This is a genomic window from Collinsella aerofaciens, assembly GCF_015555045.1.
GTDB lineage: Bacteria > Actinomycetota > Coriobacteriia > Coriobacteriales > Coriobacteriaceae > Collinsella > Collinsella aerofaciens_W.
Genome location: NZ_JADNJQ010000002.1, coordinates 14,603 through 37,565 on the forward strand (window position 1 = coordinate 14,603; position 22,963 = coordinate 37,565).

20 protein-coding genes and 1 other RNA gene are annotated in these 22,963 nt (G+C 60.0%); 2 read left to right on the forward strand and 19 right to left on the reverse strand.

Annotated features, from left to right (window positions below; genetic code table 11):
* Nucleotides 1-135: 135 nt before the first annotated feature.
* From I2E45_RS01365 to ssrA, 6 genes are all read right to left on the reverse strand, one after another.
* Nucleotides 136-633, reverse strand: coding sequence for a PTS sugar transporter subunit IIA (locus I2E45_RS01365; RefSeq protein WP_022094632.1), 498 nt, complete (start codon nt 631-633; stop codon nt 136-138).
* Nucleotides 634-704: 71 nt separating this feature from the next.
* Nucleotides 705-2,042 (reverse strand): phosphoglucosamine mutase, encoded by a 1,338-nt coding sequence (glmM, locus tag I2E45_RS01370; RefSeq protein ID WP_195443892.1) that lies wholly within the window; start codon nt 2,040-2,042, stop codon nt 705-707.
* A gap of 123 nt (nt 2,043-2,165) precedes the next feature.
* Complete coding sequence (gene rpsI, locus I2E45_RS01375; RefSeq protein WP_022094634.1) at nt 2,166-2,561, reverse strand: 30S ribosomal protein S9; 396 nt, start codon at nt 2,559-2,561, stop codon at nt 2,166-2,168.
* A gap of 2 nt (nt 2,562-2,563) precedes the next feature.
* Nucleotides 2,564-3,007: a 50S ribosomal protein L13 gene (gene rplM, locus I2E45_RS01380; RefSeq protein ID WP_195403996.1), complete on the reverse strand. Its 444-nt coding sequence runs from the start codon at nt 3,005-3,007 to the stop codon at nt 2,564-2,566.
* 194 nt (nt 3,008-3,201) lie between these two features.
* A complete protein-coding gene (locus I2E45_RS01385; protein ID WP_195443894.1) occupies nt 3,202-4,080 on the reverse strand; it encodes a patatin-like phospholipase family protein in 879 nt (292 codons plus the stop codon).
* Nucleotides 4,081-4,908: 828 nt separating this feature from the next.
* Nucleotides 4,909-5,272, reverse strand: a transfer-messenger RNA (tmRNA) gene (gene ssrA, locus I2E45_RS01390).
* A 236-nt stretch (nt 5,273-5,508) separates the two neighbouring features.
* Here ssrA and I2E45_RS01395 point away from each other — a divergent pair.
* Nucleotides 5,509-5,943, forward strand: a complete 435-nt coding sequence (locus I2E45_RS01395; protein WP_195443895.1) for a hypothetical protein — start codon at nt 5,509-5,511, stop codon at nt 5,941-5,943.
* A gap of 60 nt (nt 5,944-6,003) precedes the next feature.
* Here I2E45_RS01395 and I2E45_RS01400 read toward each other — a convergent pair whose 3' ends face one another.
* From I2E45_RS01400 to I2E45_RS01425, 6 genes are all read right to left on the reverse strand, one after another.
* Entirely contained in the window at nt 6,004-6,519 is a 516-nt protein-coding gene (locus I2E45_RS01400; RefSeq protein ID WP_195443897.1) for a type II toxin-antitoxin system VapC family toxin, read from the reverse strand.
* On the reverse strand, nt 6,516-6,869 hold the full coding sequence (locus I2E45_RS01405; RefSeq protein ID WP_195443899.1) for a hypothetical protein: 354 nt from the start codon (nt 6,867-6,869) through the stop codon (nt 6,516-6,518). Before I2E45_RS01405 ends, I2E45_RS01400 begins: the two co-directional genes overlap by 4 nt.
* Before the next feature lie 143 nt (nt 6,870-7,012).
* Nucleotides 7,013-9,028: a heavy metal translocating P-type ATPase gene (locus I2E45_RS01410; protein ID WP_271742039.1), complete on the reverse strand. Its 2,016-nt coding sequence runs from the start codon at nt 9,026-9,028 to the stop codon at nt 7,013-7,015.
* Between the two features lie 78 nt (nt 9,029-9,106).
* The gene (locus I2E45_RS01415; protein ID WP_055250999.1) at nt 9,107-9,352 is read right to left on the reverse strand and encodes a DUF6110 family protein; all 246 of its coding nucleotides are present in this window, start codon (nt 9,350-9,352) and stop codon (nt 9,107-9,109) included.
* A 187-nt stretch (nt 9,353-9,539) separates the two neighbouring features.
* Nucleotides 9,540-11,297: an ABC transporter ATP-binding protein gene (locus I2E45_RS01420; protein ID WP_195443903.1), complete on the reverse strand. Its 1,758-nt coding sequence runs from the start codon at nt 11,295-11,297 to the stop codon at nt 9,540-9,542.
* A complete protein-coding gene (locus I2E45_RS01425) occupies nt 11,298-13,124 on the reverse strand; it encodes an ABC transporter ATP-binding protein (protein ID WP_195443906.1) in 1,827 nt (608 codons plus the stop codon).
* Nucleotides 13,125-13,238: 114 nt separating this feature from the next.
* Here I2E45_RS01425 and I2E45_RS01430 point away from each other — a divergent pair, with 114 nt between their 5' ends.
* Nucleotides 13,239-14,243: a helix-turn-helix domain-containing protein gene (locus I2E45_RS01430; RefSeq protein ID WP_195443908.1), complete on the forward strand. Its 1,005-nt coding sequence runs from the start codon at nt 13,239-13,241 to the stop codon at nt 14,241-14,243.
* Between the two features lie 64 nt (nt 14,244-14,307).
* Here the strand turns inward: I2E45_RS01430 and I2E45_RS01435 are convergent, their stop codons facing one another.
* The 7 genes from I2E45_RS01435 to I2E45_RS01465 all read right to left on the reverse strand — a co-directional run bounded on the left by I2E45_RS01435 (nt 14,308) and on the right by I2E45_RS01465 (nt 22,619).
* Complete coding sequence (locus I2E45_RS01435) at nt 14,308-15,672, reverse strand: ATP-binding protein (protein ID WP_195443910.1); 1,365 nt, start codon at nt 15,670-15,672, stop codon at nt 14,308-14,310.
* Between the two features lie 352 nt (nt 15,673-16,024).
* On the reverse strand, nt 16,025-17,701 hold the full coding sequence (gatB, locus tag I2E45_RS01440) for an Asp-tRNA(Asn)/Glu-tRNA(Gln) amidotransferase subunit GatB (protein ID WP_138375153.1): 1,677 nt from the start codon (nt 17,699-17,701) through the stop codon (nt 16,025-16,027).
* The gene (gatA, locus tag I2E45_RS01445) at nt 17,701-19,215 is read right to left on the reverse strand and encodes an Asp-tRNA(Asn)/Glu-tRNA(Gln) amidotransferase subunit GatA (protein WP_195443912.1); all 1,515 of its coding nucleotides are present in this window, start codon (nt 19,213-19,215) and stop codon (nt 17,701-17,703) included. The genes gatB and gatA overlap by 1 nt, the downstream gene beginning before the upstream one ends.
* Nucleotides 19,215-19,526 carry an Asp-tRNA(Asn)/Glu-tRNA(Gln) amidotransferase subunit GatC gene (gatC, locus tag I2E45_RS01450; RefSeq protein WP_195192587.1) on the reverse strand — a complete coding sequence of 104 codons (312 nt, stop codon included), beginning with the start codon at nt 19,524-19,526 and terminating at the stop codon, nt 19,215-19,217. Before gatC ends, gatA begins: the two co-directional genes overlap by 1 nt.
* Before the next feature lie 325 nt (nt 19,527-19,851).
* On the reverse strand, nt 19,852-20,769 hold the full coding sequence (locus tag I2E45_RS01455; protein WP_157758027.1) for a class C sortase: 918 nt from the start codon (nt 20,767-20,769) through the stop codon (nt 19,852-19,854).
* A 132-nt stretch (nt 20,770-20,901) separates the two neighbouring features.
* Complete coding sequence (locus I2E45_RS01460; protein ID WP_195443913.1) at nt 20,902-21,675, reverse strand: hypothetical protein; 774 nt, start codon at nt 21,673-21,675, stop codon at nt 20,902-20,904.
* Nucleotides 21,657-22,619, reverse strand: coding sequence for a MarR family transcriptional regulator (locus tag I2E45_RS01465; RefSeq protein WP_195443915.1), 963 nt, complete (start codon nt 22,617-22,619; stop codon nt 21,657-21,659). Before I2E45_RS01465 ends, I2E45_RS01460 begins: the two co-directional genes overlap by 19 nt.
* Nucleotides 22,620-22,963: the final 344 nt, after the last annotated feature.

Below are 22,963 nucleotides of genomic sequence, written 5' to 3' on the forward strand. Positions count from 1 at the left end.
AGGCCCCTGCCCGTCCACGGTGACCCAAAGCCTTTTAGCTTCGGACAACTCCCATCTTGCCACTGAGGGCGTCCTCTTTCAAGGGCGCCCTCCGTAAACGTGTTTGAATTGTAGACTAATGGCCACGTGCACTTGCTAGCGCTCGCGAGCAACGATGAGCTGGTCCATCTCTTCGACATGCACGCCAACGGAGCCCTTGATGCTCGAGAACTCAACGGAGTTGCATACCAAGATGGGAACCGTCACATCGTAGCCCTCGGCAGCAATTGCCTCGCGATCGAACTCAATGAGTACATCGCCCTTATGGACGATGTCACCCACTTGCGCATGTACGGTAAAGTGCTTGCCCTCGAGCTGAACAGTGTCCAAACCAACGTGGATGAGCACGTCCAAGCCATCGACCGTGTTAAGCGCTACGGCGTGTCCCGTGGGAAAAATAGCCTCGACCTTGGCGTCAGCCGGTGCAATCACACGCGTTCCGGTGGGCTGAATCGCCACGCCCTGGCCCAAAAGGCCGGTGGCAAACGTCTGATCGTTTACCTCAGAGAGCGGAATGACGTCGCCCGAGATGGGAGCATCCAGCGTAAGGACTCGACCACGCATACCAAAAGACCTTAGGACTTTAGTGAACATGCTCCCCCTCGGACATACCAATCAATCAAAATAACCTTAACAGTTTACCACTTGGCAACGGTTTTTGACCATTAGGGAAGTTCGCGCTTGACAACCTCGACGATGTCGTCGACAACGCGCTGGGTCAGCTCGTGCGTCTCGGCCTCGGCCATCACGCGGACCAGCGGCTCGGTACCGCTCGGGCGCACCAGAATGCGGCCGCGGCCGTCAAGCTCCTTCTCGGCAGCAGCGACGGCATCCCAGATGGGCTGGCAATCGTCCAGACCAGCCTTGTTGTCGGAATGCACGTTGACGAGCACCTGCGGGTACTTCTTCATGATGCCGGAAAGATCGGTGAGGGTACGACCGGTGCGCTTGAGCACGGCCAGCAGCTGCAAAGCCGTCACCAGGCCGTCACCGGTGGTGTTGTGCTCCAGGAAGATGATGTGGCCGGACTGTTCGCCGCCGATGACGGCGCCGTCCGCGAGCATACGCTCAAGAACATAACGGTCGCCCACGGCGGTCTGAACCATCTCGAAGCCCTGCTCCTTCATAGCGATGGAGAAGCCCAGGTTGCACATGACGGTCGAGACGATCTCGGAGTTGGCGAGCTTGCCGCGAGCGGCAAGGTCAGAACCGCAGATAGCCAGGATGTAGTCACCGTCGATCTCATTGCCCTCGCTGTCCACGAACAGCACGCGATCGGCGTCGCCGTCGTGGGCCAAGCCGATATCGGCGTGGGTACGCAGCACGAGCTCGCGCAGGGGCTCAAGGTGCGTAGAGCCGCACTCGACGTTGATGTCGGTGCCGCAATAATCGGTGTTGATGGCGTGGACCGTGGCGCCCAGGCGCTGCAGCGCGGCGGGCGTGGTCTGGCAGGAAGCACCGTGACCGCAGTCGACGGCAACGACCAGGCCATCGAGCCTCAGGCCATCAAGCGTATCGATGGCATGATCGACATATGCCTTGCGGGCATCCTTCATCTTGATGATGTGGCCCACGCCGGCACCGGTCGGCAGCGTGTCGGCAGCCATGGCTTCCTCGGACATGACCCAGGCGCTGACCTCTTCCTCGACAGCATCGGGAAGCTTCATGCCCTTGCGGCTAAAGAACTTGATGCCGTTGAACTCCGGCGGATTATGCGAAGCAGAGATGACGATGCCGCCGTCGAGCTCGTTTTGAACGGTGAGCAGGGCCACGGCCGGCGTGGGGATGACGCCGCAGCAATGCGGGCGGCCGCCCTCGGCCATAATGCCGGCGGTCAGAGCGCTCTCGAGCATGGTGCCCGAAAGACGCGTGTCGCGGCCGATGCAGATATCCGGACCAAGAAACTTGGTCGCCGCGCGGCCCAGGCGAAACGCGAGGTCGCACGAGAGGCCGGCATTGGCGACGCCACGAACGCCGTCGGTACCGAAGATGTTCTGGGGCATAGGATCGCTCCTTCCCTAGCAGGCGATATGCAACCGCCCGCCCTAGTCGAAAAAGAAAAGCGGGACCCGCCGAGGAATCGGCAGGCCCCGCTTGTACATTGTATCTCGAAAGGAGATAAAACCTTAGCGCTTGGAGAACTGGGGAGCGCGGCGGGCCTTCTTGAGGCCGTACTTCTTGCGCTCGACCACGCGAGCATCGCGCGTAAGGAAACCGGCCTTCTTGAGGTCAGCACGGTAGTCGCCAGCGTTCAGAAGAGCGCGAGCGATGCCCAGGCGCAGAGCGCCGGACTGACCGGAGATGCCGCCGCCATCGCACAGAGCGATAACGTCGAACTGACCGGCGGTGTCGGTCACCTTGAAGGGAGCAAGGGCGTTCTCAACGAGCTGATGACGGCCGAAATACTGCTCGGCGTCACGCTTGTTGATGGTCACCTTGCCGGTGCCGGGGACGAGACGGACGCGGGCGACGGCGTTCTTACGACGGCCGGTACCCTGGTAGACAACGGTGTTCTCAGCCATCTTTAAGCCTCCAGCTCAATCTTCGTGGGGTTCTGGGCAGCATGCGGATGCTCGGTGCCAGCGTAGACCTTAAGCTTGGTCATCTGGGCACGGCCGAGGGTGGTCTTGGGCAGCATACCGCGAACGGCGCGCTCGATAACCTTCTCCGGGTGCTTCTCCATAGCCTGGCGGAAGCTCTCAGCCTTGAGGCCGCCGTTGTAGCCGCTGTGGCGATAATAGGTCTTCGTGTCGGCCTTGTTACCGGTAAGCTGGACCTTATCGGCGTTGATGACGACAACGAAGTCGCCGCAGTCGCTGTTGGGCGTGAACTGGGGCTTGTTCTTACCGCGCAGGATCATTGCGATCTGGGTGGCAAGACGGCCCAGGACAGCACCATCGGCGTCGACGAGAACCCAGTTGCGCTGGACCTCGCCCTGCTTGGCGTAGTGAGTCGATTTCGAAATCACTTAGACTCCTCCATGTACAGTACGTGTTGTTACAGAGATTCACGGGGCTCTGCAAGTAACCCGTCCATATTACCCCGCTCGCCGTACGAGTCAACAGGTATTTTGGCTCCGACCAGAGTTTCTGCACATGTCATCCACGAGCCATAATTTTTCCAGCTCTTTAGCTGTTGTCATTTTTTGAGGGTTCGCCGTCGTTAGTGCTCAACGAACTCTTGGATTTCCGCGAGCAGGCGCTTTGCCTCCTGACGGCCCTGGATATACAGGTCCAAAAGCTTTGCCGGATCGTGCTCGACATGGCCGACCTCGACCGGCTTTTGCGGAGCGACGACCAACGCACGGCCCTCGCGCTCATACTTCCACAGGTGCATGCGCTGGATGTTGTAACGGTCGTGGCGCGTCTCGATAGCCTCGAGCAGGTAGGGGTAGTCGGCATAACGCGCACGCGCGGCCGGCAAAAACTCGTAGGGTTTTTTCTCGTACGAGCGGTCCTGCGTGACGATGACGACCGCACGGTCGAAGCCCGCCTCCTCGAGCACATGCTCGATGGGGATCGAATCGGCTACGCCACCGTCGACGTATTTGTGCCCGTCAATCTCGACCGGCGGCGTCACCAGCGGCAGCGAGGTCGAGGCACGCACGGCGTCGAGGTCGAGCACGGCGCTTTTGACCGGGAGGTACGTGGCGGTTCCAAAGAGCATGTCCGTCGCGACGGCGTACATCTCGATGGGGCTCGCGTCGAACGTCTCGTTGTCAAAGGGATCCAGGCGGTCCTGGACATCGTTGAAGATAAAGTCGTAGCCGACGATAGAGCCCGTGGACGCAAACGATGCGGCGCCCATGAAGCGGCTGTCGCTGCAGAAAGCCAGGTTGATGCGGTTGGCACGACCAATCTGATGCGACTTGTAGTTCACGCCGTTGAGGGCGCCGGCCGATACACCGTAGACAGCCGGAATCTCGACGCCGGCCTCCATGAGAACGTCGAGCACGCCCGCGGTAAATTGCCCGCGGAAGCTGCCGCCCTCCAAAACGAGCGCGACTTTGCCGGCGTTCTTTGCCTTATCTTCTGCAGTCATATTGACCTCCTGCGATTGCGTTTTGGCTTTCTTCTACCCAGTTTTGGGATGGCGAGCGCGCAGGTTTTTCGAGGCGGCAGGTGAAGCGGAAAGTGTGCCCCAGTTTGAGGCGGGATTCCGGGACGCGCTTTCCGCTTGGACTGCCGTTGGGAAAGCGCGTCCCGTTCTGAGCGCGGATTCCGGGATGAGCTTTCCGTCAACAGCCCATCCGGAAAATGCATCCCATTCTGAGCCGATATTCTGGGATGCAGTTTCCGTTGGACGACCGTTAGGAAAGCGCGTCCCACCCTGCGCTGCCGCGACGTTTTCCTAACGCCCGCGCCCTGCACAGAGTTCGATTCTCCGCGGGTGGGGGGGATCCGTTGGTGCGGGGGCATAGTTGGCAGAAATGCCGTCGGCAGCACATCTGTTTTGGGCTGGGGCTTTGCGCGGAGAATCCGCGTATTTGCTTCGCAAATCCGCACCGGCTTCGGCCGCCTGCCGGCGTCCTCGCCCGCGGGCTAAAAACGCTTACGCGTTTTCTTTACGCCCGCGCCCTGCACAGAGTTCGATTCTCCGCGGCAGGGGGCTTGCGTTGAAGCGAGGCATGGGCAGCCGGAGCTTAATCGGCATCGCACTCATATCTGGCTGGGGCGTTGCGCGGAGAATCCGCGTATTTGCTTCGCAAATCCGCACCGGCTTCGGCCGCCTGCCGGCGTCCTCGCCCGCGGGCTAAAAACGCTTACGCGTTTTCTTTACGCCCGCGCCCTGCACAGAGTTCGATTCTCCGCGGTATCTGTAAGTAATAAAAAAGCAGGTAGAGACACTTCTCTACCTGCTTGTAACTATTGGTGGAGGCGCGGAGAATCGAACTCCGGTCCACGAAAGCCCCCTGATTGGCATCTCCAAGCTCAGTCGCTGGTTTTGTCTCGGACGCTTTGCGCGCAGCGACACGCTCGCGGCGTCCTAACCGGTTCGGTCTTAGCCTGCGCCATACCGATTACGTGCGCAGGAGCATTCCCCTAACATGACGTCGCGCCGGTGTCGGGGAAATCACCGGGTTGACGCGCCGCTATAAACTAAGCAGCGAGAGCCATAGGCTCAAAAGAAGAGTTGTTGTCAATTCAATTTGACGGTACCCCTGTTTAACGAGGCGAGGAGACCTCGGCTTGCTTCCTCTCTCAGAGCTATCGTGTCGAAACCAGTCGCCCCCGAATGTCGGGAAGTCTGGATGGCATTGGGCACGAGCACCCAACACCCGTCGACTTTTCAAGGAACATGCAGGGCGAGCCCCGCTTGTGGAGTGTTATCTTACCACGTTCTGAAAGCGGACAGCTGTTCTATGCACGAGCTGTGAAGACCCCAATGTGCGCCGCACTTCGCACTTTTGCTACCGATCGCGTCACGTATATTTTCGCCAAGCAAAATTGACCCGTCGAAAGGACCGTTATGAATACCAAGCAGCAACTCGTCAATGCCCTCGCAGGCCTGGGTTCAACCATTACCGAAGCTATAGATGTCATCGAAGGCTTTGTCCCCTGCGGACATCCCGCCCTCACGGCATCCAACGCACTCGTCGCGCTGGACGCCGACGATGATGCAGCTCTCGCCCAGCAGCTTGAGACCGTCGAGGGCTTTATCGACCACGTGAGCGAGAACCGCGGCGTGACCGCCTACCACGGCATCAAGGTCGAGCTCGCGGGTCCCAAAGCCGATCTACTCGCAGCACTCCGCGAGGTAGGCGCCCTTATGCAGACCGCAGGCGTCAAGAACACCCAGGTCAACGAGTGGGTCTACCGCAGTCTGGCAGCACTAAACGACTCCGACGATAAGGCTGTCGAAAAGTTCGTCGAAGCTCCTGTCATCAAGGCAGCACTTTTGTAATTAAAGGATGCGTGGCCTTCCGAGCGCCGACGTTCCGAAGGCCACGCAGACAGCCAGGCGCTATCGGGACACCCGCCCACCACGTTCGGCCAGAGCAAGAATCGGCATCATTTGGCGCGGGGTCTTTGCTGCAAGATCGGCATGTTCGAGCAGCTTGCGATCGTTAGTCACCAAGTAATCGACCTGTGCGCGCTTGCACGCGGCGAGCACCAAGTTGTCCTCGTAATCGCGATGGAGCGCTAAGTATTTGTCGGCCAGCCAAAGGTCCGACGCATCTGCACCCACGGCCGTGGCGTTTTCGGTCATGTTCCGAACAAACGCCAACGCCGCATCGCCAATTGCACGGGCAGACGCCTCGTCGAGTGCTCCCCCGCTGGCAAGAACGCTACGCTTCAGCTCGTGTTGGACAACGTACAGTACGTCCTTAGCGATATGCACCGGGAAGAACAGCAACGCCCCCGTCTCCGTCGCCTGTCCAATAAACGCACGCGCGGCAAGCGACTCGGCATGGTCGACGCAAAACGAATCGACCCATACGTTGGCATCCACCATTATTTTGAGGGGAGCCCCGCTCACAGGATCATCCCCTTTTGGCGATAGCGCTCGTCCATGGCTTCGGAATAGATTGTGTCCCAATCGCGATCGTCGGATACAGGCGACGCAGCGATGCCCATATCTGCATAAAGCCGGTCTGCCGCTGCCCACGACGCGGCATACGGAGTATCGCGCGCGACGGCCTGCTGCCGGTCGTCGACGGCCGCAAGCACTTCCTCGCACTGTCCGCCACCCTGCGCGACCTTGGCCACCACCTTTTTGATGAGCTCGGGCAGTGACCCGCCCGAAAGCCGCAGTGCCTCCTCGGCACGGTTCTTGACCTGGCGATCCACGCGAACGTTCACCTGCGCCATGCCGCTAACAGCACCCACGTTGATCCCGCTCCCTTCAAATGCTAGCATCGCTAGCGACACTATATAGAGAAGCTAGCAAATGGTCAAATGCAAAAGGCCTGCGTCCGGACGACACCGATGCCGTCTGGGCGCAGGCCAGATAACGTGGGCAAACACGTCTGCTAGCGCAGGTAAGCCTTCGCGTTGCCCAGGCTGTAGGCAATCGTCGAGCCGTTGTGCAGCAGTGACGACGTCTGCGGAGTGATCATGCCGGTAATACCCAATGCCAACAGCGCCGAGTTGGTGAGCATCACCTTGGAATACGAACTCGTCAGACGGTCGATAAGCCCCTGACTCATGCGGCGCAGGCGCACGATCGCGGCGAGATCCGTATCGGTCAGGATGATATCGGCGACCTCCTTGGCGATGTCGCTTCCACCGCCCATTGCCAGCCCCACGTCGGCCAAACCGAGCGCCGGCGAATCGTTGACGCCGTCGCCCACCATGGCAACGTGGCGCCCCTCGTCCTTAATGCGCTCAACATACGCGTACTTGTCCTCGGGCAGCAGCTCGGCCTTAAACTCGTCGACACCTGCCTCGCGAGCAATGCGCTCGGCTGTGCGCTCCGAGTCGCCCGTGAGCATGACCACGTGCTTAACGCCCAACGCGTGTAAGTCGGCGATGGCCTCGCGCACGCCGGGTTTGAGCGGGTCCTCGATACCGAGCACGCCAACGACCGTGCCGTCGACCGCCAGGTACAGCGGCGACAAGCCCTGCATCTGGGACTCGATGCGCTCCTTGATGTCGGATTCGAGCTGCGCGCTCTCGTCCTCAAACACAAAGTGTGCCGAGCCGATAATCGCGCGACGTCCCTCGATGGACGAAGCGATGCCGTGCGCCACAATATACTCGACAGCAGCGTGACGCTCGCGGTGCTCGAGCCCGCGCTCGCGTGCCGCATTGACCACGGCGCGTGCCACCGGATGTGGGAAATGCTCCTCCAAGCAAGCGGAAAGGCGCAGGATCTCGTCCTCACTCCAGCCATCGGTGGTGAGCACGCAAGCAAGACGCGGCTGTGCCTCGGTCAGCGTACCGGTCTTGTCAAAGACAATGGCGTCGGCCTTGGCAAACGACTCAAAGTACTTTGCGCCCTTGACCATGACGCCCATCTTGGCAGCATCACTCATAGCGGTCATGACGGCGACGGAACCCGTGAGCTTGAGTGCGCACGAGTAGTCGACCATCAGTGCCGCCGAGGTCTTGATGAGGCTGCGGGTGGTAAGCGCAACCAGGCCCGCGAGCAGGAAGTTCCACGGGACAATCTTGTTGGCGAGGTCTTCCATGTGCGACTGGCCCTCGGACTTGAGCGAATCGGCCGTCTGTACGAGCGAGACGATCGAGCGGAGCTTGGTCTGAGCCGTATTGGCGCGCACGCGCACCAAGATGCTGCCGTCTTCCACGACGGTTCCGGCGAACACGTCGTCGCCCGCGCTGCGCTCAACGGCAAGCGGTTCCCCGGTCAGGGTCGCCTGGTTAACCATGGCGCTCCCCTGCTCAACCACGCCATCGATGCAGATGGACATGCCGGTGCGCACGGCGACCAAATCGCCGGGCTCAAGCTCGGTGGCGGCAACGCTTACCTCGGTGTCGCCGACGACTTTTTGCGCCTTGTCGGGCACATCGAGCAGAGAGTTGATGAGCTCGTTTTCGCTCATGGCGCGGGTGTAGTCCTCGAGCAGCTCGCCCACGTTGAGCAGGAACATCGTCTGCCCCGCGGTGTCGACATCACGCTTGACGAACGAAATGCCGATGGCCGAAGCGTCGAGCACAGGAACGGTCAGGCGCGGCTGCGCCAGCTCATGAAGGGCAGCGCGCAAAAATGCCATGTAACCGGCCACGACAAACACCGCACGCAGAGGCGTCGGCAAGAACCAGCGACGTGCGTAATGGGCGCCGATAAGTGTGGCAAGATCCATGACGAGCTCGTGCTTGCGTGGCTCAAGCTGCATCACGTAACCCGTCTTTGCGTCGGCAATGGCCTGGGCATCGAGCGCACCCAAGGCGTCGAGCACGCCCGCACGACACCGCTCGTCATATTCGAGCGCCATCTGGCCAATGCGGCCGTAGACGCGCACCTTGTGCACGCCGTCGATATCGCCGCTGAGCTTAAGAAGTGCATCGAGATCGCTCTCTGGCACAGGACCCGCCAATTGAAGACGGGTCCTGCCGGGGATCTCGCTAATAATCGAGAATCTCATAGTTTGTGCCTGGGAGCGTTACTCGGCTGCCTCGTCAGCAGCGGCCTCGCTCTGGGTGATGTAGGCCGCCTCGGCAACCATGTCGTCGACATTAGCCTTGGCCTGCTCGACCATGTCCTGGTAGCCGTTCTTGATGCGCATGCCGCACGCGATACCCTGCACGCAGGCATTCTTGACCGGAGCGCTGGTAAGCAGCTTGATGCCGGCCGTGCCAAGCAGAAAACCGCCACCGACAAGCAGGGTATTGAACGTCGACTTCTTCATGTTGCTTCTCCCTTTTGCCGCATTGGACGCGGCACGGTGCCTCAGCACCCGAGTAAATAAGTTTGCTCGAGCACACTTTTAGAAAATAGTTTAGTTTATCTAACTATTAAGGTCAACAAAGGTTAACTCTTTGGAAACTATGGGGGTGAACTCAATGTGACAAAGGGGCTGTCCCTTTGTCACATTCCTACAGCTGCCAGGCAGCCGCTTCCTTTTGCAGCGCTACCATGCGGGCGAATTCTCCACCTGCCGCCTTGAGCTGCGCCGGGGTGCCCTGTTCGGCAACCACTCCATCCTTGAGCACAACGATTTTGTCGGCATTTTCCACCGTACGCATACGGTGGGCAATAACGATAACCGTCTTACCTGCAAGCAGACGGGAGAGCGCCTGCTGTACCACGGTCTCGTTCTCCACATCCAAGCTCGCCGTCGCCTCGTCCAACAGCACGATAGGCGCGTCTTTGAGCAGCGCACGGGCGATAGAGATGCGCTGGCGCTCGCCGCCGGACAGCTTGGAGCCGTTCTCGCCGATCATGGTGTCGTAGCCCTGCGGCATGCGGCTCACAAACTCGTCACAGTTGGCGGCACGCGCGGCCGCAAGCACTTCCTCATCGGTGGCATCACGACGCCCGAGGCGGATGTTTCCCATCACCGTGTCGTCAAATAGCAGCACGTCTTGGAACACAATGGCGTAGTCGCGCAGCAGCACCTCGGGATCCACACCCGCAACATCCACACCGCCCACGGTAACCTTGCCCGCAGTGGCATCCCAAAAGCGCGCGGCTAGGCGGCTCACCGTAGACTTACCGGAACCCGAAGGACCGACCAGTGCCGTGACCTCGCCTTCCTTGGCGGTAAAGCTCACATCGGTAAGAACTTTCTCGCCGGCGCGTCCGTCCTCGCCCGCACCATAGCCAAATGCCACGTGATCGAACACCACATCGTGACCCGCGGGCTCAAATTTCTCGCTGCCCCGCGCCACAGGCTCTTCCATGATGGAACGCATGCGCTTGGCAGACGACTCGGCGACAAACAGCTCAGACATTAACATTAACGCCTGGTCAAAGGGCGCATAGATACGGCTCACCATAAGCAGGAAGGCAAACATCACCAAAAAGTCGACCTGCCCGGAGGCGACCATCGCAGCACCCGTGACCAGCGTGGTGGCAATGCCCAGACGCAGAATGGCAAAGGCGGAGTTGACCAAAAGCCCGTTAGCGAGCTCGCCCTTGGTGGTCTCGCGCTCCTCGGCATCAATCACGGCGTTGAGTCCCTCAAGATAATGGGCCTCCTGGTTGGTGGCGCGGATCTCGCGAACGCAGTCGAGCGTCTCTTGAATCGCCTCGGTAACCTTGACCTTCTCGGCACGCACGCGATCGAACACCGGAGTCATGGGGGCGCGTGTTAGATACAGCACGGCAAAGGCCACGGGAACGCTCCAAAACGCCGCGATCGCCAGCTGCCAGCAAAAGAACAGCGACGCCACGAACACAATGGCGCTTGCGATGATGGCGCCCCAAAGCTCTCCCAGCACGTGGCTGTAGGCGTGCTCCATGGCCTGGACGTCACCCATGATGGTCTCGGTTAAATCGGCCAGATCACGACGACCAAAAAACGACAGCGGCAGTTTGCGCAAGCGCTCGGCGATCTCCATACGCTGCTTGCCGCACTCCTCGTAAAAGATGCAGTAGGTGTAGTAATACTGCTGCCAGTTAGAGGCAAAGAGCAACACGAAAAAGACCAGGAGGCCGCCCACGATCGGCAGGGCATCCGGCAGGTCAGCCCCGCTGGTGAGATGCTCGACAAAGCCGGCCATGACCAGGAATAAAAAGCTCATGCCGGCCATGGTAATGAGATTGGTGAGCGTGGTCCAGAAAATGCCGCGTTTTACGCCGGCGACGCCTTTATCGGATAGGAAATACTTCTTTTGGAATGAGGCGAACATTTAGGCCTCGCCTCCCTTCGTGACGGCGGCATCCGCGGTCGCTGCAGTGATTTTCCAGCTCGCGGCCTGTTCGTATTCGGCCCACATCTTCGCATACAGACCCTCTTGGGACAGCAGCTCGGCATGGGTACCCGACTCCTGCACGCTGCCCTGGTTGAGCACCACGATTTGGTCTGCGCCCACTACAGTCGAGAGTCGGTGCGCGATCATAATGACCGTGCGACCCGCCGCCAGCTTGCTAAAGGCGCGCTGGATGAGCGCCTCGTTCTCGGGATCGGCAAACGCCGTGGCCTCGTCGAGCACCACGATAGGCGCGTCTTTAAGGATCGCGCGGGCGAGCGCCACGCGCTGGACCTCGCCGCCCGAAAGATATGCTCCGCCGGCGCCGAGCATGGTGCTGATGCCCTGTGGGAGCTTGGCCACAATGTCGTCGCACTGAGCTGCGGAGAGGGCCGCACGCACTTCGTCGTCAGTGGCCGTAGGCTTGGAGGCGCGCACGTTATCGGCAAGTGTTTGCCGGAACAGCTGGTTGGTCTGGAACACGAAGGCGACCTGGTCCATAAGCTCGTGCGGATCCATATCGCGAACGTCCACACCGCCTACGAGCACTCGGCCCGAGGAAACATCCCAAAAACGAGGGATCAGGCTTGCGCAGGTTGACTTACCGCCACCCGAGGGACCCACCAGGGCGAGGGCGCTACCCGCGGAAACGCTAAAACTCACATGACTGACAGCAGGTGCTTCGGCACCCTCGTAGGTAAAACTCACGTCCTCAAATCGCACGTCGCCACCGGCAGGGTGCTTGGGTTGGGCGGGCACGGAGAGCTGCTTGGAATCCATGACGCTTCGAATACGAGCCAGCGAATCGGCACTCATCTGAGAGGCCTCGCCCACAAACATGAGCTTGGTCATGGCCGTCGGCACCACGGCCGAAAAAATCGCGTAAAACGTGAAGTTGGCCATAAAATGCGCGAAGTCCGTCTCGCCCGGCGCCAACAGCAACGCCACGGGCAGCAGGAATGCCACAAGACCATTGAGCGCGGTAAGGTTGAGCACCTGCGGACCTCGGCAGAACGTGCCCGCATAGTTTTGCGCCATGTCGGCATATTCGGCGATCGCATCGTGGAAGGCCTTAAAGGAGTAGACCGTCTGCTGAAACACCTTGACCACGGGGATGCCTCGTACGTATTCGGTGCCGGTCTTGTTCATCTTGACCAGCGCTCCCATGTAGGCCTTCATGAACTCGGCGCCTTTGCCGCTCATCATGGTGGCCATGGCGCCAAACGAAATGGCCACCGAGATGAGGCATGCCGCGCCCAAGCGCCAATCGAGGGCGAAAAGCAGCACGAGCAAGCCCACGACCATGGCGACGGCGCCTGCGATATCGGGCAGCATGTGTGCGAGCAAAGTCTCGGTGGAGGCGGCACACCCGTCTACAATGCGGCGCAGCTCGCCGGTGGCATGCGTGTCGAAGTAGCCGAGCGGCAACTTAAGCAGGTGCTCGCTCGTAGCCTTACGGATATTGGACGCGCAGCGAAACGCGGACAGATGCGTGCACATGAGCCCCACGAAATAAGTTACGATGCTTGCCAGCGCAAACCCCACGGCCCACCAGCCATACATCGCGATGTCGCAGGCTTCGCTCCAGTTAGGTGCCACGGCGATCAGGTCGCGAGCGACAAGCCAAATGCACACGTACGGGCCAAAGCTCAGCAGCTGCGAGAGCGCCGAGAGCGCCATGCCCAAATACGTTAGGAATTTACGGTCACCGGCATACGCGAGCAACTCGCCGATGCCTCCACCTTCCCTTTTTGATCCCTTTGCCATGAGATTCCTTTCTAACGGCTTGAGAGTTAACCGTAATGAACTTATCATTGATGTGTTAGCCATGGCTCACAATCAAGCCAGGCGTGGACGTTTCTGCAAAGGAAAGGGACGCTTTTGCAAATACGGCGGGCAGCGACCGACATAACCGAGCTCTACGCACCACAGTTTGAGCAGTTTGGCCTGGAGCTTTCCGGCAAGGGCGCTGTCTTTACCGGCGAGGTGGCAAACGACCGGGCGCACGGCCGCGCATGGATCATGCCTCTCTCCCCTGTCTGCATCGTCATGGAGCATTTCATCACCCCGACGCACGATATGTACCTGGCCGAATACACGCCCGAGCCATACGCCTGCGTGAGCGAGGTCAGCGCGCCCACACTTACATGCATGCCCGAGGCTGGCATAACGCCCGCGAACCTTAAACCATTGCATGGACCGTGGCCAAACAATGCCGTTTGCAGCTTTATCCAAGATAGCTGTGGCGAGGAATTAAGCCCGCTGTTTGCGGGGGAGCTTTATCACTCGCGCTCGGTGCTCTTTTTGCCTGGATATTTTGACGAACTGGAGCACCGCTATCCCACCGAGTTCGCGGGAATCTTTGAGGCGTTTGCCGAGCCATGGCACGAGGAAGCGACGTCTGCCATCTGCCACACGCTGCGCCGGATTAACGAGGAACGTGCCCGCACCGTAGGCGGACACGTCTATATGCAGGGCATCGTGGAGACCATGGTCGCGGAGCTCGCCTGTTCGCGAGCGGCCCACAAGCAGGCGCGGCAGGCGGCAGACACACGCGTCAGCATAACCATTGCCGAAGAAGCAACGGCAATGATTGAGCGCGCGCTCGACACAGGCAGGCGTATGGGTATCAACGAGGTGGCCGAGAGGCTCTACACAAGCCGATCCAAGCTGTGTGCCACCTTTAAGGCCCAAACTGGCGAGTCCCTGGGCGCCTACATTCGCAGACGCCGTATGGAGCGAGCACAGGACCTTTTGGCCGATAGCGCGCTCACGATAGCGCAGGTGGCAGAGCGTCTAGGCTACCCTCAGCAGGCCGCCTTCACCCAAGCCTACAAACAATACACCGGCATGACACCCACGGCCTGGCGAAGCAAGCATCGCTAGGGCCCAAGCTCCCTGGCCGTAACGGAGCGATTAATTAGCCGCCGCCCGTCAGCTCACCCAGGATCTAAACGTCAAGATGCGCACAATCAAGCGCCTTTTTGATAAGAGGGACAGATCGATCAGCCAAATACAACGGAATGTTGAGCACCCCGTCGTCGAGCTTTAGGTTCTTAAGTGAGTAGCGGACCCTCAATGGAGTCGTCTCCGCATGCTTGTCGGCATAGTACTTAAGGCTCTTGGAATGAACGACCTCTCCCGATTTGACCTCGACGGGAACGATTTCGTTTCCGACTTGAATCAAAAAATCGACTTCGTGCTTCGGCTTCTCGTTTGTCCAATAACGCGGAGCAGCATCTAACTGTGAAAGTAATGCCTGAAGCACATAGTTCTCGGCGAACGAACCTTTGAACTCCGAAAATAGCGCATCCGAGATGGCAAAAGCGGACGCATCCAGCCTTGCCATGCGGCGCAGCAAGCCGACATCAAGACAGTAGACTTTAAATGCCTTGAGGTCATCGTACGCAGAGAGCGGCACACCACCGGCAGCATTAAGGCGAACCGCCGTGATGAGCCCAGCATCGGCAAGCCATTCCAGAGCATCCTCGTATTCTCGAGCACGAGCCCCCTCGCGTACCGCACCCCAAACGAACTTTTTGTTCTCGCGCGCCAACTGAGCTGGAATCGAGTTCCATATTTGCGAAAGCTTGGCGAACTGCGCACGGCCACCATGCTTGGCAAAATCGCGCTCGTAGGAATCCAAGAGATCAGACAACACCTTATCGACCTGAACGATATCGCCCGTCTCCGCCCACCGGCCAAGAGCCTCTGGCATGCCGCCGCATGCAAAATAACGACGAAGATGCTCGACGAGACGGACATGGAAGAAATCGGGCACTGTCTCGATCTGATCCAGGCCGCCAAGGTATTCGTCGTAGTTTGCAGCGCCCTCGGCTTTCAGAAACTCGGAAAAGCTCATGGGGCGCATCTCCATGAACTCGACCTTTCCCACCGGAAAAGCGCTGGTCTCACGGGACAAGCGAACGCCCAACAAAGACCCTGCGCATGCGACGTGATACTCGGGGGCCTCGTCACAGAAGTATTTAAGGGCGCCGACTGCAGAAGGACAATCCTGGATCTCATCAATAATAAGCAGCGTCTCGCCAGGATCGATAGGCTGTCCAAGTGCCAGGGAAAGATTTGAGATGATCCGTCGAGGATCGCGCGTACCTTCGAAAAACTGAGCGTACTCGCTCTGTACCCCAGGTGACGGCTCCTCGAGCGTCAGATACACAAAATTGAGGTACGAGGTTCGGCCGAACTCCTTAAGCGCCCACGTCTTTCCAACCTGGCGCGCCCCCTTAAGGATAAGCGGCTTACGATATTCTGACGCTTTCCAAGCGTTAAGCTTGGCAATGATATCTCGCTGCATGACCGAACCTCCCGCAAAGAAACTTCCGTAAACGTGATATTTCCCACATTTTACCCTAGGTAAAACGTGACATTTATCACATTTACGGAAGTTTTAAGCTCATTTCGCCACACTTTCATCACATTCAAAAGACGGAGGCGCATTTTGCGCCTCCGTCACCATCTTTCCCATCAGCCCACCTGACCCGAACGGCCGAGTCGTCTGGCCGGGGAAGCCCCGAGTCGCCGGGGTGTTTGCTCCAAATGAGTTCCGCATGCAAAGAAGGCCACTAAATGTGGCCTTCGTCTTGCATAGGACTGTTTGAAATTTGGAGGAAACACCCCGGCGACTCGGGGCTTCCCCGGCCTCGCAGCTACGAGAGCGACGTTCTCAGCAACTCGTTGAAGAGCTTCGGGTTGCCCTTGCCGCGGCTCGCCTTCATGCACTGGCCTACCAAAAAGCCGATGACCTTCTGGTTGCCGTCACGATACTGCTGTGCCTGATCGGCACAGTTAGCCAGCACCTCGTCCACGATCGGCTGCAGCGCGCCGGCATCGCTCACCTGACGCATACCGCGCTCGTCGACGATCTTGTTGGGGTCGTCGCCGGTCTGGGCCATGGCCTCAAAGACCTCGTGAGCCTGGTTGGAGCTGATGGCATCGGTCGCCAGCAGCTTGGCGAGTGCCGCCACCTGAGCCGGCGCGATGCCGGACTCGGTCAGCGACACACCCGCGCCCTTAAGGTAGGCAATCATCTCGTTCACCAGCAGGTTTGCGACCGTCTGGGCCTCCTTGCCAGCCATACCGGCAGCGGCAGCCTCAAAGAACTCGGCAAACTCCGGGTCGCCGGCGATCTGCTCGGCATCGGCCGCCTTAATGCCAAAGTCGGCCTCAAAACGGGCGCGCTTAGCATCGGGCAGCTCGGGGATCTCGCCACGGCAGCGGTCGATGAACTCATCGTCCAGATCGAACGGCGCCAGATCGGGATCGGGGAACAGACGATAGTCGTCGGCCGTCTCCTTGACGCGCATGACCACGGTGCGCTTGCGGCTGGGCTCCCAGTGACGGGTCTCCTGGTAGATAATGCCGCCCTCCTCGAGCACCTCGGCCTGGCGGCAGATCTCGTAGGCAAGGCCGTCATGCAGGCTCTTAAACGAGTTGAGGTTCTTGAGCTCGGTCTTGGTGCCCAGCTTGGTCTCGCCGCGGCGTCGCAGCGACACGTTGCCGTCGCAGCGCATGGAACCTTTCTCCATGGAGCAATCGGAAATGCCCAGCGTCACAAAGATGCGACGGAGCTTCTCCATAAACAGGCGGGCCTCCTCGGGCGTGCGCAAGTCGGGCTCAGTCACGAGCTCAATCAAAGGCGTGCCGCAGCGGTTGTAGTCGACGAGCGACTCGGCCGCGGCGGTAATGCGGCCCTCGGCACCGCCCACGTGCACCATCTTGGCGGCGTCCTCCTCCATGTGGATGCGAAGGATACGGATGGGCACCGTGTAGGAACCGTCCTCGCGACGCTCGGGCATCTGCAGGTTGGACGCGTCATAGCTGGCCAGATGGCCGGCGCGCTGGTTGCCCTCGCGCATGGTCGACGTCATGGACGTGGACAGGCCCTCGGCGTTGGCCGAGGCGCTCGCCAGGCTCTGGGCCTCGGCCTCGCCAAATGCGCAGTCGGGGCGCTCGGCGGCACCGCGACCGGTCACGTCCAGGTCCAGGTGACCGTACATGGCAAAGGCGACCGGGCCCTGCGTGGTCTGGAAGTTCTTGGCCATATCGGGATAGAAGTAGTGCTTGCGGTAGAACATCGAGTGGCGCTGGATCTCGCAGTTGGTGGCGAGACCGGCCTTGACGATGCTCTCGATGGCGCGCTTGTTGGGCACCGGCAAGGCGCCGGGCAGGCCCAGGCACACCGGGCACACGTTGGCGTTGGGTTCGTCATCGTGGCTGAGCTTGCAGTTGCAGAACATCTTGGTATCGAGTGCGGTGAGCTCGGTATGAATCTCCAGGCCGATCACGGCCTCCCAATCCTGCAGGACCTCGGAAAGCTCCTTCATTACAGCTCGCCTCCCTTCCCGGCAAAATCGGGCGCGACGGAAAGCGCGGGCGCACCCGTGGCGGCATCCGCAAAGCCGCGCTCCAAGGCGCGGGCAAACGTGAGCAGCTGGCGGTCCTTAAACGCCGGACCAACCAGCTGGGCAGAAACGGGCAGCTGAGTATCCTCGCCCAGGCCCAGCGGCACCGAGATACCGCCGTTGCCGCAAATGTTGAGCGAAATGGTGTACAGGTCGGAGAGATACATCTGCGTGGGGTCGCTGATCTCGCCAAACTTAAAGGCCGTGCGCGGCGAGGCGGGCATGAGGATGGTGTCCACCTTGGCATACGCGGCGTCGTAGTCCTGCGTGATGAGCGTGCGGGCCTTTTGCGCGGCGTAGTAGTACTTGTCGTACACGCCCGAGCTCAGCAGGTAGGCGCCGAGCATCTGACGGCGCTTGGCCTCGGCGCCAAAGCCGTGGGCGCGCGAGAGCGAGCTCTGGTCGGACAGGTTGGCGCAGCCCTCCTCCTGATAGCCGTAGCGAATGCCGTCGAAGCGAGCCAGGTTGGAGAACGCCTCGGCCGGGCCGATGACGTAGTAGGCGGCGATGGCGGCGTCCAGGTGCGGCAGGTCGACCTCGACCAGCTCGGCGCCCTGGTTCTGAAGCTCCTGGGCGGCACGCTGAACGGCGGCCTTGACCTCGGGCGTCAGGCCCTCGGCCTCCATAAACGCGGGGATGATGCCCACGCGCTTGCCCTCGATGCTGTCGTTGAGATGCTCGGTAAAGTCGACGGCGCAATCCTGGCTGGTGCAGTCGTACGGATCGTGGCCCGCGCCGGTAAGCGCGTTCATGGCCAGCGCGACATCCTCGACCGTGCGGCCAAAGGGGCCCACCTGGTCGAGCGACGAGCCAAAGGCAACCACGCCGTAACGGCTCACGGCGCCATACGTGGGCTTAAAGCCCACCACGCCGCACAGCGACGCCGGCTGACGGATGGAGCCGCCGGTGTCCGAGCCCAGCGAGAGCGCGACCTCGCCCGCGGCGACGGCGGCAGCGGAGCCGCCCGAAGAACCGCCGGGCACGCGCTCGGTATCCCAGGGGTTGTTGGTGCGGTGGAACGCCGAGCTCTCGGTGGAGCTGCCGAAGGCAAACTCGTCCATGTTGGCCTTGCCCATGGGCAGGCAGCCGGCGTCGAGCATGCGCTGGACGCAGGTGGCGGTGTAGACGCTCTGGTAGTCCCCGAGCATGCGGGAAGCGCAGGTGGTACGCGTGCCCACGAGGTTCATGTTGTCCTTGATGACCAGCGGCACGCCCGCGAGCGGGGGCAGCGGCTTGCCTGCGGCGCGGTCGGCATCCACGCGCGCGGCGGCCTCGAGCGCAAGCTCGGGCGCCACCTGCAGGAATGCCTGGACCCCGCCCTCGCGCGCCTCGATGGCGGCAAGGGAGGCCTGGGCCACCTCGGTAGCGGTAAAGTCGCCGGCAGAAACGCCCGCGGCAATATGGGCGGCGGTAAGGGAATCGAAGCTTAGCGCCATTACTCGCTCTCCCCCTCTCCCAAAATGGACGGCACGCGGAAGTAGCGGTCGCGCGCGCTGCCGGCGTTTTCGAGCGCAACGTCGAGCGGCAGGTCGCGCTCGGGCTCGCGCAGGTCATCGCCCATCACGTTGGACAGGCTTCCGATGGGATGGAACGTGGGCTCCACGTCGGGCAAGTCATATTGCAGGACGGGCTCGAGCATCTGGACGGCGTCGTTCATGTAGGACGTCATCTGGGTGAGCTCGTCATCGGTCAGTGCGATCTTTGCGTACTCGGCGATGCCGAGCACGTCTTTCTCGCTGAGTGCCATAGGCGCTCCCTTCCGCATAACAGTTAAACCGCTCTAGTATACAGGGCGAGGGCGCCTTGGAGCAGGCGCTTTATCCAAATGCAGCGAAATCGTAACGAGGGCGGCGGTTGGCAGGCGGCGGGGCGGCGGTCCTGCAGCGAAACCGCACTGTCCATAGCGAAAACCATCCTGTCCACAGCGAAAGCCGTCCCGCCCACAACGAAGACCATCACAACATTCGACGCTTATCGCCAAAAACGAGATTTTCATCGAATGTTGTGATGGTTTGGAAGCCCTGACCACCACAAAGGTGCCTGTCCCCATTGTGATGGTTCTGGAGAATGTCCTATGCCGAGGCCTTGGCCTTGCGGCGCTTGCGGACCGCGTGGATCACGATGTCCAGCAGCAACAGCACAATGGCTACGACCACGATGAGCACGGCAAACTCGCGCTTGCCCCAGTGGCGGCCGGCCAGCGACTTTTGCTTGTCGACGTCCTTCTTGTTGTACTTGGTGCGCACGCAATGCACCAGCAGGCGATGGTCGTTCACGCCGTAGGGCGTGCAGGTGACGAGCGTCACCTTGTCGGCGCCGGGCTCGATGGTCAGTGACTCCATCTCCTCGGGCAGCACGACCTCGGAGTCCACCATCTTGTAGGCGAGCGTCTTGTTCATGGTGTGCAGCAGCACCAGGTCGCCGGGCTCCAGCGAATGGATGTCGTCGAACATACTCAGGTTGCGCATACCCGAGTGCGCGGTGAGCACGCAATGCGTCGAGGTGCCGCCCACCGGCAGGCTCGTGCCCTCCAGGTGGCCAACGCCCGCCATAAGGACTTCCTCGCTCGTGCCGTGGTAGATGGGCATACTCACGTCGATGGAGGGGATCTCGACCCAGCTCATCATGGGATCGCGATCAAAGATGAGCTGCTGAGCGTAGGGCTCGATCTGGTCGGCGGGAAGCTCGGTGGCCTCGCCCGCCAGCTGCTCGTTAAAGGAGCGCGCCTGGAGCAGGATGCGCTCGCGCTCCTCGGCAGACAGCGCGTCCACGGTGCTGGACACCGTGCTGATCTGGTTGAACACGCCCGAGGCCTCGAGCCGGTCCAAGATCCACGGCCAGGTCATAAGGCCCACGCCAATAAGGATGATGACGATGGTGATGAGCCGGTCGGCCCAGCGCGGCAGCCGCTTGCGACGGCGCTTGGGCTTTGGTTGAGGTTTGGGCTGCGGGCTTGAGCCACCGTTGGCCGCGGCGTTATTGCTCTTCATATGTTTGGCGCCCTGCACCATCACCGGTCACTCCTCTACAACTCATGTTGTCTAAACAAATAATAGCCGATTAGCGAACCTCTGCGCCGGACAACGCAGCTTGACTGCACCGTCCGGGCCACGTAACCCCACTCAACCAATCAAGCCATATGTTGCTTTCATCGTCTCGAGCAACTGCGCCATCGTTACGCCCGCAACCCCAATCTGTTTCAGATTGACGTCGCCCACCTCACAATCTTTAACAAACGCAAGCATATCGTCCTTCAGTTCTCCGCGTAGGTCGACACCTTCCGACTCGCCAAGCAACTGAGCAAGCCTCAGCGCATCGCGTTTATGCTTTTTTACCTTCCTCGAATCAACGTTCTCCCCCGCTTCCCTTCTAGCTTTTAGGTCGAGATACGCCTTCGCTTTGAACGGGACAATGTATTCCGTACCTAGGACCGAAACGCCGCCTACGGTCCGAATTCCCTGAAGGAACAAGCTGTAGTAAGCATCGTCCAACAAAATTGCCGAAAGACTGCTTATGTTTTCATCAACGTGAATTGGCGCCACATCAATCCCCTCACGACCCTTTAGAAAGTCGGGGCACTTCGCGAAGAGTTCAATCATATGGGGGTAACCCGGCCTCTTAGGCTCTGTAAACCGATAAAAACACGAGCCTTTACCTTCGCCCCAGCCGCAGCGGTAGCCGCCATCACGCACCAAAGTCCATATAGCTTCTGCCGTCTGAGGCAACCGGTCATCGGCGACAATTACCACATCAAAATCGTGAGTCGCCCTAAACGGAAGTCCCGCCTCCGAGAGCAAAATGTCGCATGCCGTGCCGCCGATAAGGGCATACGATCCTGCAGCTTTTTGCATATGCTGCTGAAATTCTTGGAGACCTTCTACAGCGCTTCTTGCCATGGATATTCCTTTCCAAACATGCGATCGACTTCGAGCTGAATTCGCTCATCGTCGATTGCCGCCAAAGATAGCGCAAGCGAAATGTCGTCGACACGGGAGGAGCCGGCAAACACGGGCGCATAGCGCCACACTTGGATCATCGTCGTTTCGTTATCCGGCAACTCCCCGTCTGCGACTTCGAGGTCGCTCAGTTGACGCCATGCACTTCTTAAGACGGCCTTTTGTTCCATACCCGGCGCAGCGAGCATCGAACGCGCGGCGAGCGCCGTCTCCCCGGCGTCAACAAGACAGTCGATCTGCGGTGTCTTCCTTGCAAAAAAGACCTTCGAGACAGGCGAGGAGAGCTCTGCCATGTGCTCGCTGAGCAGAAGATCAACGGCAACGGGGAGCACGACGACACGTCGCTCGTGACGCTCGCGCCTCGCGAGCCCCCTGTCAACAAGCTCGGTTATGGCCTCACTCGCGCGGCTTGCCGAAATCCCAAGCGCACGACAAAGGTCATAGGGGCGATATGGCTCCTGGGCTGCTCCCCAGATTGCGGCAACCTGCGCGTTGGGTGACATCTTGGTCGCGTGATTGTGAAACCAAGCACCACCCCTCTCCGTGCAGGCTGTGCCCATAAATGGAAGAAAAGCCTGTCTACCTGGGCAGACAAAGGGAATCCCTTGTGCGACCAATGCTTTGCGCTGACGTACATCGGCATCAGGAAACGAAACGGCAACAGGAGTCTCCGCACGCAAGGCTAGCTGACTATAGACTCTCTTAGCCTCAGGAAGCCCGACGCCAGTAGGCAAGCTTGCAAGCAAAAACGAAAAACCGTTTGTGTCAACAGCGCGGACCTCAATCGCCCGCAGATGCAGCGGCAAGCGTGCGGATCCTGGCCAAGTTTTGGTCTTGGCGGAGAGGCCTAGTGCTTCTTGTAAGTAGATTAGCGCTTCGTTCATTTCCATCGTTTTCGTTTGATTCCAGTTTAAATTGGAATTATACATTATTTTCGGAATTAACGAGATTCCTTTCGTGCGTAAGCCCGCATTTGAGTTTTCAAAATGTCCCGGATCGGCGGGGCGATTCGGGATACAATATCAATAGAAAACGACGCATCCCGCGTAAGTGTACGAGAGCGCGGGCGGCCTAGTTTTCAGCTTTTGTTAAATGCCCGGGATCCGACCCCCGGGCATTCTTATTTGCGCTTTCGACGCAAATGCCGTCCACCGTCCGCACCGCGCGTGCGCCTACGGACCTTAAACCGAACCTCATACGAGTCAAGAAACGCGATGACGAACGTGCC

What these genes read in the sequence shown, in the direction of transcription:
- I2E45_RS01365 (WP_022094632.1), bottom strand. Translation starts at nt 633, where the DNA reads ATGTTCACTAAAGTCCTAAGGTCTTTTGGTATGCGTGGTCGAGTCCTT.
- glmM (WP_195443892.1), bottom strand. Translation starts at nt 2,042, where the DNA reads ATGCCCCAGAACATCTTCGGTACCGACGGCGTTCGTGGCGTCGCCAAT.
- rpsI (WP_022094634.1), bottom strand. Translation starts at nt 2,561, where the DNA reads ATGGCTGAGAACACCGTTGTCTACCAGGGTACCGGCCGTCGTAAGAAC.
- I2E45_RS01385 (WP_195443894.1), bottom strand. Translation starts at nt 4,080, where the DNA reads ATGACTGCAGAAGATAAGGCAAAGAACGCCGGCAAAGTCGCGCTCGTT.
- I2E45_RS01395 (WP_195443895.1), top strand. Translation starts at nt 5,509, where the DNA reads ATGAATACCAAGCAGCAACTCGTCAATGCCCTCGCAGGCCTGGGTTCA.
- I2E45_RS01415 (WP_055250999.1), bottom strand. Translation starts at nt 9,352, where the DNA reads ATGAAGAAGTCGACGTTCAATACCCTGCTTGTCGGTGGCGGTTTTCTG.
- I2E45_RS01420 (WP_195443903.1), bottom strand. Translation starts at nt 11,297, where the DNA reads ATGTTCGCCTCATTCCAAAAGAAGTATTTCCTATCCGATAAAGGCGTC.
- I2E45_RS01425 (WP_195443906.1), bottom strand. Translation starts at nt 13,124, where the DNA reads ATGGCAAAGGGATCAAAAAGGGAAGGTGGAGGCATCGGCGAGTTGCTC.
- I2E45_RS01435 (WP_195443910.1), bottom strand. Translation starts at nt 15,672, where the DNA reads ATGCAGCGAGATATCATTGCCAAGCTTAACGCTTGGAAAGCGTCAGAA.
- gatB (WP_138375153.1), bottom strand. Translation starts at nt 17,701, where the DNA reads ATGAAGGAGCTTTCCGAGGTCCTGCAGGATTGGGAGGCCGTGATCGGC.
- gatA (WP_195443912.1), bottom strand. Translation starts at nt 19,215, where the DNA reads ATGGCGCTAAGCTTCGATTCCCTTACCGCCGCCCATATTGCCGCGGGC.
- gatC (WP_195192587.1), bottom strand. Translation starts at nt 19,526, where the DNA reads ATGGCACTCAGCGAGAAAGACGTGCTCGGCATCGCCGAGTACGCAAAG.
- I2E45_RS01455 (WP_157758027.1), bottom strand. Translation starts at nt 20,769, where the DNA reads ATGAAGAGCAATAACGCCGCGGCCAACGGTGGCTCAAGCCCGCAGCCC.
- I2E45_RS01460 (WP_195443913.1), bottom strand. Translation starts at nt 21,675, where the DNA reads ATGGCAAGAAGCGCTGTAGAAGGTCTCCAAGAATTTCAGCAGCATATG.
- I2E45_RS01465 (WP_195443915.1), bottom strand. Translation starts at nt 22,619, where the DNA reads ATGAACGAAGCGCTAATCTACTTACAAGAAGCACTAGGCCTCTCCGCC.